At 56.4% G+C, this 11,629-nt stretch carries 15 protein-coding genes; 6 read left to right on the forward strand and 9 right to left on the reverse strand.

What is annotated here, in order from left to right:
• Positions 1–8: 8 nt before the first annotated feature.
• From nrdE to N037_RS11205, 4 genes are all read right to left on the reverse strand, one after another.
• Positions 9–2,153, reverse strand: coding sequence for a class 1b ribonucleoside-diphosphate reductase subunit alpha (nrdE, locus tag N037_RS11190; RefSeq protein ID WP_032640887.1), 2,145 nt, complete (start codon positions 2,151–2,153; stop codon positions 9–11).
• Complete coding sequence (nrdI, locus tag N037_RS11195) at positions 2,126–2,536, reverse strand: class Ib ribonucleoside-diphosphate reductase assembly flavoprotein NrdI (RefSeq protein ID WP_021241965.1); 411 nt, start codon at positions 2,534–2,536, stop codon at positions 2,126–2,128. The genes nrdE and nrdI overlap by 28 nt, the downstream gene beginning before the upstream one ends.
• Positions 2,533–2,772 (reverse strand): glutaredoxin-like protein NrdH, encoded by a 240-nt coding sequence (gene nrdH / locus N037_RS11200; protein ID WP_032640889.1) that lies wholly within the window; start codon positions 2,770–2,772, stop codon positions 2,533–2,535. The genes nrdI and nrdH overlap by 4 nt, the downstream gene beginning before the upstream one ends.
• 251 nt (positions 2,773–3,023) lie before the next feature.
• Positions 3,024–3,350: a DUF883 domain-containing protein gene (locus N037_RS11205; protein ID WP_023333166.1), complete on the reverse strand. Its 327-nt coding sequence runs from the start codon at positions 3,348–3,350 to the stop codon at positions 3,024–3,026.
• A 160-nt stretch (positions 3,351–3,510) separates the two neighbouring features.
• On the opposite strand from N037_RS11205, the gene N037_RS11210 reads away from it, so the two are divergent.
• A complete protein-coding gene (locus tag N037_RS11210) occupies positions 3,511–3,855 on the forward strand; it encodes a DUF2002 family protein (RefSeq protein ID WP_023333165.1) in 345 nt (114 codons plus the stop codon).
• A gap of 32 nt (positions 3,856–3,887) precedes the next feature.
• Here the strand turns inward: N037_RS11210 and alaE are convergent, their stop codons facing one another.
• Positions 3,888–4,337: an L-alanine exporter AlaE gene (alaE, locus tag N037_RS11215; protein WP_032640891.1), complete on the reverse strand. Its 450-nt coding sequence runs from the start codon at positions 4,335–4,337 to the stop codon at positions 3,888–3,890.
• A gap of 494 nt (positions 4,338–4,831) precedes the next feature.
• On the opposite strand from alaE, the gene stpA reads away from it, so the two are divergent.
• Positions 4,832–5,236, forward strand: coding sequence for a DNA-binding protein StpA (stpA, locus tag N037_RS11220; RefSeq protein WP_032640893.1), 405 nt, complete (start codon positions 4,832–4,834; stop codon positions 5,234–5,236).
• A 38-nt stretch (positions 5,237–5,274) separates the two neighbouring features.
• On the opposite strand, the gene N037_RS11225 is transcribed toward stpA, so the two are convergent.
• The 3 genes from N037_RS11225 to N037_RS11235 all read right to left on the reverse strand — a co-directional run bounded on the left by N037_RS11225 (position 5,275) and on the right by N037_RS11235 (position 6,364).
• On the reverse strand, positions 5,275–5,454 hold the full coding sequence (locus N037_RS11225) for a hypothetical protein (protein ID WP_023333163.1): 180 nt from the start codon (positions 5,452–5,454) through the stop codon (positions 5,275–5,277).
• 79 nt (positions 5,455–5,533) lie between these two features.
• Positions 5,534–6,055, reverse strand: coding sequence for a rhodanese family protein (locus N037_RS11230; RefSeq protein ID WP_032640895.1), 522 nt, complete (start codon positions 6,053–6,055; stop codon positions 5,534–5,536).
• A gap of 9 nt (positions 6,056–6,064) precedes the next feature.
• Positions 6,065–6,364, reverse strand: a complete 300-nt coding sequence (locus N037_RS11235) for an ArsR/SmtB family transcription factor (RefSeq protein ID WP_032640897.1) — start codon at positions 6,362–6,364, stop codon at positions 6,065–6,067.
• Between the two features lie 179 nt (positions 6,365–6,543).
• Here N037_RS11235 and N037_RS23825 point away from each other — a divergent pair, with 179 nt between their 5' ends.
• Positions 6,544–6,702: a YqaE/Pmp3 family membrane protein gene (locus tag N037_RS23825; RefSeq protein ID WP_023308917.1), complete on the forward strand. Its 159-nt coding sequence runs from the start codon at positions 6,544–6,546 to the stop codon at positions 6,700–6,702.
• Here the strand turns inward: N037_RS23825 and N037_RS11240 are convergent.
• Positions 6,699–7,628, reverse strand: a complete 930-nt coding sequence (locus N037_RS11240) for a LysR substrate-binding domain-containing protein (RefSeq protein WP_032640899.1) — start codon at positions 7,626–7,628, stop codon at positions 6,699–6,701. The two genes, N037_RS23825 and N037_RS11240, sit on opposite strands and share 4 nt — an antisense overlap.
• Before the next feature lie 320 nt (positions 7,629–7,948).
• On the opposite strand from N037_RS11240, the gene N037_RS11245 reads away from it, so the two are divergent.
• From N037_RS11245 to N037_RS11255, 3 genes are all read left to right on the forward strand, one after another.
• On the forward strand, positions 7,949–8,554 hold the full coding sequence (locus N037_RS11245; RefSeq protein WP_032640901.1) for an ankyrin repeat domain-containing protein: 606 nt from the start codon (positions 7,949–7,951) through the stop codon (positions 8,552–8,554).
• Positions 8,555–8,661: 107 nt separating this feature from the next.
• Positions 8,662–10,203 carry an acyl-CoA synthetase FdrA gene (gene fdrA / locus N037_RS11250; protein ID WP_032640904.1) on the forward strand — a complete coding sequence of 514 codons (1,542 nt, stop codon included), beginning with the start codon at positions 8,662–8,664 and terminating at the stop codon, positions 10,201–10,203.
• Positions 10,203–11,618, forward strand: a complete 1,416-nt coding sequence (locus N037_RS11255; RefSeq protein WP_032640907.1) for a DUF1116 domain-containing protein — start codon at positions 10,203–10,205, stop codon at positions 11,616–11,618. The genes fdrA and N037_RS11255 overlap by 1 nt, the downstream gene beginning before the upstream one ends.
• Positions 11,619–11,629 lie beyond the last annotated feature (11 nt).

The raw sequence follows: 11,629 nt of genomic DNA on the forward strand, positions 1-11,629 counted from the left end.
CTTTCTCCTTACAGCGCGCAGGACACGCAGCCTTCGATTTCGGTGCCTTCCAGCGCGAGCTGGCGCAGGCGAATGTAGTACAGCGTTTTGATGCCTTTCTTCCAGGCGTAGATCTGCGCTCGGTTGATATCCCGCGTGGTGGCGGTGTCCGGGAAGAAGAGCGTCAGCGACAGCCCCTGATCCACGTGTTTTGTCGCCTCCGCGTAGGTATCGATGATTTTTTCCGGGCCGATCTCATACGCGTCCTGATACAGCGCCAGGTTCTCATTGGTCATAAACGGGGCAGGGTAGTAAACGCGTCCGGTTTTGCCTTCCTTACGAATTTCAATTTTCGAGACGATCGGGTGAATGCTCGACGTGGCGTGGTTGATGTAGGAGATCGATCCGGTCGGCGGGACGGCCTGCAGGTTCTGGTTATAAATGCCGTAGCGCATCACGTCATCACGCAATTGCTGCCACATCTCGCGCGTGGGCAGAACGATCCCGGCGCGGGCAAACAGCTCACGTACTCGCGCCGTTTTCGGCTGCCAGTCGCCTTCGAGATACTGGCTGAAATACTCTCCGCTGGCGTAGCGGGAGTGCTCAAAGCCCGCGAACCGCTGGCTGCGCTCGCGCGCCAGCATCATCGAGGTGTGCAGCGCGTGCCAGGTAATGGTGTAGAAATAGAGGTTGGTGAAATCCAGCCCTTCCGGGCTGCCGTAGGCGATGCCCTCCCGCGCCAGATAGCCGTGCAGGTTCATCTGCCCCAGTCCGATGGCGTGCGACGCGGCGTTGCCCGCCTCAATGGACGGCACGCTGCGGATGTGGCTCATGTCCGACACCGCCGTCAGCCCGCGAATGGCGGTCTCCACCGTGCGGCCAAAGTCGGGGGAATCCATGGTATGGGCGATATTCAGCGACCCAAGGTTGCAGGAAATATCTTTGCCGATATCCGCGTAGTCCAGGTTTTCGTCGTAGGCTGACGCGCTGTTGACCTGCAGAATCTCCGAGCACAGGTTGCTCATGTTGATGCGCCCGGCAATCGGGTTCGCGCGGTTCACCGTGTCCTCGTACATGATGTACGGATAGCCGGACTCAAACTGAATTTCGGCAAGCGTCTGGAAGAAATCGCGGGCGTTGATGGTCTTTTTGCGAATACGATTGTCGGCCACCAGTTCGTCGTACAGCTCGCTGATGGCCACGTCGCCAAAGGCTTTGCCGTAAATTCGCTCGATGTCATACGGCGAGAAGAGCGCCATCTCGGCATTCTCTTTGGCAAGCTTAAAGGTGATATCCGGGATCACTACGCCGAGCGACAGGGTTTTGATGCGGATTTTTTCATCGGCGTTTTCGCGCTTGGTATCGAGAAAACGCAGAATATCCGGGTGGTGCGCATGCAGGTAAACCGCGCCCGCGCCCTGGCGCGCGCCAAGTTGGTTGGCATAGGAGAACGCATCTTCCAGCATCTTCATCACCGGGATCACGCCGGAGGACTGGTTTTCGATGCGCTTGATCGGCGCGCCCGCTTCACGCAGGTTAGAGAGCAGAAACGCCACGCCGCCGCCGCGTTTGGAAAGCTGCAGCGCAGAGTTCACCGCGCGGCCAATCGACTCCATATTGTCTTCAATACGCAGCAGGAAGCAGGAGACCAGCTCGCCGCGCTGGGCTTTGCCGCAGTTGAGGAAGGTCGGCGTGGCGGGCTGGAAGCGTCCGGCGAGGATCTCATCGGTGAGCTGCTCCGCCAGCGCTTCATCGCCCTGGGCCAGCGTCAGCGCCACCATCACGGTACGATCCTCAAAGCTCTCTAAGTAGCGTTTGCCGTCAAAGGTTTTCAGGGTGTAGCTGGTGTAGTACTTCCATGCGCCGAGAAACGTCTGGAAACGAAAACCGCTGGCGTGCGCGCGCTCAAACAGTCTTACCACGAAGAGGCGATCGTAGCGGGCCAGAACGCGCTCCTCGTAGTAGCCCTCGTTAACCAGATAGTCGAGACGCTCATTCTGGCTCGCGAAGGTCACGCTGTTGGGCCGCACGTGGGCAGCAAAAAAGGCGTCCACCGCCTCACGGTCTTTATCAAACTGAATGCGTCCCTCGCGGTCATAGAGGTTAAGCATGGCGTTTAATGCGTGGTAATCCGGCGTCGCCTGCATTACCCGTTCTGCGGTTGTCGTTGCCAAAATTCGTTCACTCCTTTACGCACGTTTTCGACGTCCTGCTGCGTCCCCATCAGCTCAAAGCGATAGAGATACGGCACGCCGCATTTTTGAGAGATGACATCTCCGGCGCGGCCAAAGGCATCGCCGAAATTACGATTCCCCGCCGCGATCACGCCTCGGATTAGCCCGCGGTTATGAGGATCGTTGAGAAAGCGAATCACCTGGCGAGGCACCGCGCCCGCCGTGCCGCCTCCGCCATAGCTGGGCACCACCAGAATGTACGGTTCCTCTACCCGGATCCGCTCCCGCTCGTTCAACGGAATGCGCACCGCAGGCAGCCCGACGCGCTCAATAAAGCGGAGCGTGTTTTCCGAGCTGCTGGAGAAGAAAACCAGCCCACTCATGCCCGGGCGGCCTGCGCGCTCAGGCGGTTAATCATGTCCGGGCGGAAGCCAGACCAGCTTGTCTCCCCGGCGACCACCACCGGAAGCTGACGAAAACCCTGCTTGCGCAGGATATCGGCGGCCTCGGGGACCTGGTCGATATTCACCATCTCAAACGCCACGCCACGGCTTTCCATCGCCCGTTTGGTCGCGTGGCACTGAACACAATCGTTACGAGTGTAAATAATAATGCTCATGATTCGTATTTCCATTTAAAATGAGAGTGCGGCGCGAGTTATCGCGTCAGGTTGTGTGTGTCTTGCTAAAAGGAATACTAGATGTAGTTGTCTTAAGTTTCAACCATACAAGATATGGGAAATTTAGATTGATGTTGCCCTGATGATGAGCACAACGGGGCAGGGTAGGCTATGCGGGTTTTACAGGCGAGAAGGCAAAGAAAAGCCCCGACAGCCATTGGCCACCGGGGCAGAGATGCGCGCGCGAGGGGTTATTTACGCAGGCTAAGCAGGGCGCCGACGAAGATCCCGACCGCCGCGACCGTGCCGAGCGTGCAGAGCGGTTTTTCGCGCACGAAGGTCGTTGCGCAGCTGACCGCATCGCAGGCAGCCTGAGTCGTTCGCGTACGCCCGTTCAAGCGCGCGCGGGTTTCACGGAGCAGAGACTGAGCCTTACGTTTTGCGGCATCCGCTTCGTCCTTCGCGTCAGTTCCCCAGGACTTCAGCACCTCTTCCAGCGTGTCCGCTAATTGGCTGACATCATTACGAATATCCTGAGCGTCGTCATTAATATCGTTTCGGTTCGGTCTGTTAAACATACGATCCTCCGTAATTTTGTGTTCCCGTTCAGTTTAGTTCAGAAATTTAATATCTGAAGCGCGTCACGCGTTATCCGGCAGTTTATGGATTATTCTGAAAGCCCTGCTAATGCTGAATACTGTAAGGTTGCCGGGCAGGAAAAGATAACGAGGAAAAGATATGTATTTACGACCTGATGAGGTGGCACGCGTTCTTGAAAAAGAAGGATTCACCATGGATGAGGTGACATCAAAAGCGTATGGATATCGCCGTGGCGAGAATTATGTTTACGTTAATCGCGAAGCAAGAATGGGACGTACCGCTCTCATTATTCACCCGACGCTGAAAGACAGAAGTTTGTCATTTGCTGAGCCTGCCTCGGATATTAAAACCTGCGATCACTATCAGCAATTTCCGCTCTATTTAGGCGGCGAACGGCATGAGCATTATGGTATTCCGCATGGCTTCAGCTCACGCATGGCGCTGGAGCGGTTTTTGAAGGGACTGTTTGGCGACGTACAGTAAATTCGCGACTGGCGTGCGCCAGTCGCTTCACATCACGCTTTTGCCTGGCTGTACTGGCTGACCTTAAACAGGCGGCGGCAGTAGTCGAGGAAATAGCCGTATACCGCACCCATCAGCATTGAAATCACAATATTCGAACTGACGGCCGCAGCGATCTGGTGCCAGTCGGCACCCACCGTCAGCAGAATGGCCACGTAAACCGGCGACTGGAACGTCACATACGCCAGAACGTCCGCCAGGTTTTTCAACCAGCCTGCGGGGCTGATACGACGCGCAAAGCGCATTACCGCATCGCGGTATAACCCGTAAGGCCATGCAATAATAATATTGACCGGGATCGCCACCAGGCGAGAAGAAAGTGACTGCTCGAAGGACATTCCGGAGAGGAATATTTCGATCAGCATGTTCACAACGGAACAGTAGACAACCATCGCGAAAGTATCCGCCACGGCATGGCGAAGGCGTGATTGCGGTGAGAACATGTCTGAACTCCTTCAGAAGAACACAAAAGAAACGATTTTCCCGAAGCGATTAGTGCTTTAGGTTGGTTTGTTTGATGTGTATAGCGTATATCTCTGGGTTTTAACTAACAACTAGTGATTAATTTTTATTTAATCGCCTTTTGTCCACAAAATTCTCTAAAATTGGTTGTTTTTTGCTCGGCTCGTTATAATCTGTCTCGTCTGGTAATTTTTGCATGAAAATCAGTCGGTTGATGTTTATGGCGTTGAGGCGGGATTTGCTGCCTTTTCGTGTAGCGTAGGATGCTGAAATTTTGATTAAGGTTGACCATTTATATTGATGTGATGATTGAATCTCTGCGTATTCCACATTCGTCATAAGTTAATATTTACGGTGGAATTTAACTATATTTACACTACTGGCAGGACGGCCCCGTGGGTAGATATTTCTATGGAAATGAATTATTCTGTCGGCGATTTATCTATTTACCCTAAAGAGAAGGTTTGCAAATAATATGTCTTTGACGTTACAGAATCTTAATAATATCCGAACTCTGCGCGCCATGGCGCGTGAATTAACCCTGGACGTTCTTGAGGAAATGCTGGAAAAGGTCAGGGTCGTTACTGAAGAGAAACGGAGTGAACAGACAGAATTAGAGCAGCAGCGTGCTGAGCAGCAGGAGAAAATTAATGCCCTGCTGGAACTGATGAAAGCCGATGGAATTTCACCGACCGATCTGCTGGGCTCTGAACTGGCGCAGGTGGGTAAATCCGCGAAAAAGCGCAAGCCGCGTGAAGCAAAATATCGTTTTATTGACCAGAACGGCGAAGAGAAAACGTGGACCGGCCAGGGCCGCACGCCGAAGCCCATTGCCATCGCGCTGGCAGACGGTAAATCGCTGGATGATTTTCTGATCTAACGTATGAGCCGGGCGGAACACGCCGCCCGGCTGGCTGTTCAGCAGACGCCGAAATCGCCTTCCTCGGTATAAGGCGCCACATCGGCCGCTTTCAGCGTATATTTCTCGCCTTGCTCATTGCTGGCCTGGACCGCCACAATGCTGTCACCGTTCACTTCAATCACTTTCAGTTTCGGGCCGCCTTTACGCGGTTGCACATAATCACCGACAGAAAACATATTACCTCCTCATCGTTTTAGCGATCTTCACCTTAGCCCACGTATGACGCCGGGTACAGCGTATTTCACCGATTACTGCTTATGAGGTACGCCGGTTCCAGGGCATCACCTTGAGCAATCGCGCCATGCCGCAGAAGCCCGTCACACCGGCGAACAGCAGCCCGGCGCCGACAAAACCGCTGAGCAGGAAAAAGCCGCTGGAGACGCTATAGCCCAGCACCACGCCGCAGAGTATCAAGAGCCCGGCAGCAATTTGCACCTGGCGCATCAGCGGCAGCGGCTGGGTTTTGTCTTCGACGGTCGGCAGCCCGGCCTGCTTCCAGCCCTGCATGCCCCCCTCGACGACAAAGGCCTGTGCGGGCGCGGCGGCCTGAGCAAGGCGGTAGGCATTCCCCGACGTCCGGGCGCCGGACTGGCAGTGAAAAATCACCGTATCCCCCGCCTGCGCGTTAAGAGCGCCGGGTAAGGTATCCAGCGGCACGGACCGCGCGGCGGGAATATGCTCGCGGGCGAACTCATCGGCATCACGAATATCAATCAGTTTTGCGCCTTCAGCGACGCGGGCACTGGCCTGGCGCGGTGAAAGAAGAGGAAGTGACATGGCGGCTCCTTACGGGCAATAAAGGGTTTTCAGGGTGCTGATCAGCTGATGTACCGCATCGTTTTTAATGAAATAGAGAATGCGCTGCGCGTTGCGGGTGCTGTCGATAAGCCCTTCCTCACGCATGCGCGCCAGATGCTGTGACGTAGCGGACGCGCTAAGCCCCGTGGCTCGCGCCAGTTCCCCCGCGCTGGTGCCGGGCGCTCCGCACAGGGTGCAGAGGATCAGCAGCCGGCGCGGGTTGCTCATCGCTTTTAAGAGTGCGGCGGCCTGCCCGGCGCTGGCCTGAAGCTGTTCAAGTTCGGTCATAATAGTTTAGTATTTACTTAATTAAGTAAATGCTAAACTAATTCGGTGCTTTACACCAGCGTCAAAAGCGTAAAAGAGGGTAAACGCGAGGTTCGGAGCTGGTACAGACGGGTAAACGGGCTATGCTTAGAGAGTTCTCTTTATTATTTTCAATGGATTAGCTTGCACGGAGTATTTATATGGGATTTTGGCGCATTGTTTTTACCATCCTCATACCGCCGCTGGGCGTGCTGTTGGGCAAAGGGTTTGGCTGGGCGTTTATTATCAACATTCTTCTGACGCTGCTGGGCTACTTCCCCGGCCTCATTCACGCGTTTTGGGTACAGAGCAAAAGCTAAGCGCGGCTCAGTAAATCGCTATAGATATCGGTCAGCACCCCCGCAGGGCCAAACTGCTGTTTGATCCACCGCGTGACCTGACCGGTCGCGGCATGCTGCGTGGCGAGCAGCATGCGCGAATCCTGGCGCGGGTTGTTAATGCGTCGCGTCGCCAGGAGTCCATCCTCCACCGCCTCTCTCGCCATGTATTCCGGCAAAAAGCCAATCCCTTCCCCCAGGATCTGACACTGGCATTTGGTGTTAAAGTCCGGCACCAGAATGGCCTCCTGACCGTGCAGCAGCCAGCCGACCTTTTTGTTAATGGTGTGCGCGGTATCTTCCACCATGATGTTGGGATACAGGCGCAGCTGGCTTTCCGCTATCGGCTCCGGGGTGAAGGCCAGCGGGTGTTCCGGCGCGATGGCAAAGACCCAGCGGATGGCGCCGATCTCGGTGTAATCAATCCCGCCGCCGTCGAGCAGCGTGTCCGGCGCGCCAATCGCGATATTGGCCTGGTTGTTGATGATGGAGTCCCAGACGCCGTTGTACACTTCGGTGGTGACGGTGATCTGACAGGTCGGAAACTGTTTTTTCAGCACCTGCAGCAGCCGCGCCGTGTGGCGTGGGGTATACAAAAGCTGGTTGATACAGATGCGCACCCGCGCCTCAATGCCCTGAGAAATGGTATCTATGCCGCGCTTGATGGCGTGGAAGTCGTTAAGCAGGTCGGTGGCCTTACGGTAAAAATAAAACCCGGACTCGGTCAGCTCAATGCTGCGCGTGCTGCGGACAAACAGCACCACGTCCAGCCCGGTCTCCATGCGCTTAATGGTGTAACTGATGGCGGAGGTCGTCACGCCCAGCTCGGCGGCGGCTTTGCTGAAGCTGCCGAAGCGTGCGGCGGTAGTAAAGGCCAGCAGGTTCTCTTCGGTAAAGATGGAATTCATATCTCACTCCCTTCAGCCATCAGTTTTGAACATATTTTAACAGCGTTGTTACAACGCATTTGAAGCCGATCACAGTTCTGACTCTTTGTCGAAACCCCCGAACAGTAAGGCTTCATCAGGTATAAGCATAATGCAGCCTTAAGCGCTAAAACGCGGGGAAACATAAGAAAAAGGTTGCACAGACGCACGTTTTGACCGGTTTGTTGAATTTAACTCAACAATGAATTGACTGTCGATGAATCATTTTTAAGCGGATTCTTTTATGACCAGGCTGTTGCTATTCTCAGGTCAACAGAAATAAAAACATCGGGAGTCTGAATATGTCTGCGAACGAACTCGTTACTGAATTTCTGCTGGCGGCAGAAGAGGGCAATAGCGATGCGCTAAAAGCCTGCCTGGAAAAAGGCGTGGATATTAACGCCACTAATCGACAGAAAAGAACCGCCGTTATTATTGCCAGCCTGAAAAAGCATTATGCCTGCGTGGAGTTATTAATTGCCGCCGGTGCGGATATTGATAAACAGGACCAGACCTGCTTTAACCCTTTCCTGATTAGCTGCCTGACCAACGATATTACCCTGCTGCGCCTTGTGCTTCCGGCAAATCCCGATCTCGACCGCCTGACGCGTTTTGGCGGCGTGGGCATTACGCCAGCCAGTGAAAAAGGGCACGTGGAGATCGTCCGCGAGCTGCTGGAAAAAACCGATATCAACGTTAACCACACCAACTTTGTCGGCTGGACGCCGCTGCTGGAAGCGATCGTGCTCAACGACGGCGGCGCGAAGCAGCAGGCGATCGTCAAGCTGCTTCTGGATCACGGCGCAAACCCGCACATGACCGATAAATATGGCAAAACCCCGCTCGAACTGGCGCGGGAAAAAGGTTTCGATGCGATAGCCGACCTGCTGCTGGCGGCGGGCGCATAACGTATTCGGCCAGCCTTTTCCGGCTGGCCGTTAATTCAAAAGTATTTTTTACCGACGTGCATTTTGCACGACGGCGGCCCCCTTTTATCCGCTTTCAGGAGAAAATAATGCCAACGAAAATCGTCATAAAAAAGAACACCTATTTTGACTCCGTCTCATTAATGTCCGTTTCCACCAAAGCCAATAAATTGCCGGGCGTCGATCAGGCGTTTGTGGCCATGGCGACGGAAATGAATAAAGGCGTCTTAAAAAACCTCGGGCTATTAACGCCGGAATTAGCAGAAGCTAAAAACGGCGACCTGATGATCGTGATTAAAGGCGACGCGGCGAATGATGAAACGCTGGCCGCTATTGAAGCGCTGTTCACCCGTAAAGAGAGCGCAGGCTCCCATGAGGCGCGCTACGCCACGATTGCCAGCGCCAAAACCCATCGCCCGGACAGCAACCTCGCTGTGATTTCCGTCAACGGTACTTTCGCCGCCCGCGAAGCGCGCCAGGCGCTGGAAAACGACCTTAACGTGATGCTCTTCTCCGATAACGTATCGCTCGACGACGAGCTGGCGCTGAAGCAGCTGGCGCACCAGAAAGGGCTGCTGATGATGGGGCCGGACTGCGGCACCGCCATCATCAACGGCGCGGGACTGTGCTTTGCTAACGCGGTGCGCCGCGGCTCGATTGGCATCGTCGGCGCTTCCGGCACCGGCAGCCAGGAGCTGAGCGTGCGCATTCACGAATTCGGCGGCGGCGTGTCGCAGCTGATTGGCACCGGCGGGCGCGATCTCAGCGAGAAAATTGGCGGCCTGATGATGCTCGACGCCATCGACATGCTGGAAGCCGACGAGGGCACTCAGGTAATTGCACTCATCTCCAAGCCGCCGGCCCCTGCGGTGGCGGAGAAAGTGCTGACTCGCGCCCGCGCCTGCCGCAAGCCTGTGGTTGTTTGCTTCCTCGGCCGCAGCGAACCGCCCGCCGATGAAGATGGCCTGCAGTTTGCGCGCGACACCAAAGAGGCGGCCCTGAAGGCGGTCCTGCTTACCGGCATCAAAAAAGAGTCCCTGGACCTGCATCCGCTCAACTGGCCATTGATTGAAGAGGTGCGCGCCCGTCTGACCCCGCAGCAGAAGTACATTCGCGGCCTGTTCTGCGGCGGCACCCTGTGCGACGAGGCGATGTTCGCAGCGCTTGCGAAATTCGACGACGTCTACAGCAACATCCAGCCGGATCCGGCCAGGCGTCTGAGCGACATCAGCGTCAGTAAAGCCCACACCTTCCTCGACTTTGGCGACGACGACTTCACCAACGGCAAGCCGCACCCGATGATCGACCCGACCAACCGCATCAGCCGCCTGCTGCAGGAGGCGCGCGATCCGGAGGTGGGCGTCATCGTGATGGACTTCGTGCTGGGCTTCGGCGCGCATGAAGATCCGGTGGGGGTGATGCTTGATGCCATTAAGGAGGCGCAGGCCATCGCGAAGGCGGATAACCGTCCTCTGGAAATTCTCGGCTACGTGCTCGGCACAGACCAGGATCCGCAGTCGCTGGCGCAGCAGTGCCAGCTGCTGACCGACGCTGGCGTTATCTGGGCCAGCAGCAGCACCAACACCGGATTACTGGCACGCGAATTTGTTTGCAAAGGGGAGAAAGCATAATGACCACCTTATTCAACCAGCCGCTGAACGTCATTAACGTCGGCATTGCGATGTTCAGCAATGACCTCAAAAAACAGCACGTTCCATTCACCCAGCTCGAATGGACGCCGCCGGGGCAGGGCAATATGCAGGTCGTTGAGGCGCTCGACCAGCTGGCGGAAAAACCGCTGGCGGAGAAAATCGCCGCCGCCAACAAGCTTGCGCTTGAGCGCATTATTCAGTCCCATCCGGTACTGGTGGGCTATGACCAGGCCATTAACGTGGTGCCGGGCATGACCCGCACCACCATTCTGCACGCCGGTCCGCCCGTCTCCTGGGAAAACATGTGCGGGGCGATGAAGGGCGCGGTCACCGGGGCGCTGGTGTTTGAAGGGCTGGCGAAAGATCTGGACGACGCGGCAAGGCTCGCCGCCTCGGGAGATATTACGTTCTCGCCGTGCCACGAGCACGACTGCGTGGGCTCGATGGCGGGCGTCACCTCCGCGTCGATGTTTATGCACATCGTTGAAAACAAAACCTACGGCAACCGCGCGTTCACCAACCTCAGCGAGCAGATGGCGAAGATCCTGCGCATGGGGGCCAACGACCAGAGCGTCATCGACCGCCTGAACTGGATGCGTGACGTGCTCGGCCCGATGCTGCGCGACGCGATGAAGATTATCGGCGAAATCGACCTGCGCCTGATGCTGGCCCAGGCGCTGCACATGGGCGACGAGTGCCACAACCGCAACAACGCGGGCACCACGCTGCTGATCCAGGCGCTGACGCCGGGGCTGATCCAGGCGGGCTATCCGGTTGAGCAGCAGCGCGAGGTGTTCGAGTTTGTCGCCAGCAGCGACTACTTCTCCGGCCCGACGTGGATGGCGATGTGTAAGGCCGCGCTGGACGCCGCTCACGGCGTTGAGTACAGCACCGTCGTCACCACCATGGCGCGCAACGGCTACGAGTTCGGCCTGCGCGTTTCCGGCCTGCCCGGGCAATGGTTCACCGGCCCGGCGCAGCAGGTGATCGGCCCGATGTTCGCGGGCTATAAGCCGGAAGACTCGGGGCTGGATATCGGCGACAGCGCGATTACCGAAACCTACGGCATCGGCGGCTTTGCGATGGCGACGGCCCCGGCCATCGTGGCGCTGGTGGGCGGCACGGTGGAGGAAGCCATCGACTTCTCCCGTCAGATGCGCGAAATCACCCTCGGCGAAAACCCGAACGTCACCATTCCGCTGCTCTCGTTTATGGGCATCCCGACCGCCATCGACATTACCAGAGTCGCGGGCAGCGGCATTTTGCCGGTCATTAACACCGCCATTGCCCACAAAGACGCGGGCATCGGCATGATTGGGGCGGGCATCGTTCATCCGCCGTTTAGCTGTTTTGAAAAGGCGCTGTTGACCTTCCGCGATCGCTACTTTTTATAAGGCAAGCATCC

This window comes from Enterobacter sp. EGD-HP1, assembly GCF_000733275.2.
Classification (GTDB): Bacteria; Pseudomonadota; Gammaproteobacteria; order Enterobacterales; family Enterobacteriaceae; genus Enterobacter.

Bases quoted from the DNA above. Each gene is read 5' to 3' on its own strand.
- fdrA (WP_032640904.1), top strand. From the start codon at position 8,662: ATGCCAACGAAAATCGTCATAAAAAAGAACACCTATTTTGACTCCGTC.
- N037_RS11210 (WP_023333165.1), top strand. From the start codon at position 3,511: ATGTATTTACGACCTGATGAGGTGGCACGCGTTCTTGAAAAAGAAGGA.
- N037_RS11205 (WP_023333166.1), bottom strand. From the start codon at position 3,350: ATGTTTAACAGACCGAACCGAAACGATATTAATGACGACGCTCAGGAT.
- nrdH (WP_032640889.1), bottom strand. From the start codon at position 2,772: ATGAGCATTATTATTTACACTCGTAACGATTGTGTTCAGTGCCACGCG.
- N037_RS11235 (WP_032640897.1), bottom strand. From the start codon at position 6,364: ATGACCGAACTTGAACAGCTTCAGGCCAGCGCCGGGCAGGCCGCCGCA.
- alaE (WP_032640891.1), bottom strand. From the start codon at position 4,337: ATGTTCTCACCGCAATCACGCCTTCGCCATGCCGTGGCGGATACTTTC.
- nrdI (WP_021241965.1), bottom strand. From the start codon at position 2,536: ATGAGTGGGCTGGTTTTCTTCTCCAGCAGCTCGGAAAACACGCTCCGC.
- N037_RS11230 (WP_032640895.1), bottom strand. From the start codon at position 6,055: ATGTCACTTCCTCTTCTTTCACCGCGCCAGGCCAGTGCCCGCGTCGCT.
- stpA (WP_032640893.1), top strand. From the start codon at position 4,832: ATGTCTTTGACGTTACAGAATCTTAATAATATCCGAACTCTGCGCGCC.
- N037_RS11255 (WP_032640907.1), top strand. From the start codon at position 10,203: ATGACCACCTTATTCAACCAGCCGCTGAACGTCATTAACGTCGGCATT.
- N037_RS11245 (WP_032640901.1), top strand. From the start codon at position 7,949: ATGTCTGCGAACGAACTCGTTACTGAATTTCTGCTGGCGGCAGAAGAG.
- N037_RS23825 (WP_023308917.1), top strand. From the start codon at position 6,544: ATGGGATTTTGGCGCATTGTTTTTACCATCCTCATACCGCCGCTGGGC.
- N037_RS11225 (WP_023333163.1), bottom strand. From the start codon at position 5,454: ATGTTTTCTGTCGGTGATTATGTGCAACCGCGTAAAGGCGGCCCGAAA.
- N037_RS11240 (WP_032640899.1), bottom strand. From the start codon at position 7,628: ATGAATTCCATCTTTACCGAAGAGAACCTGCTGGCCTTTACTACCGCC.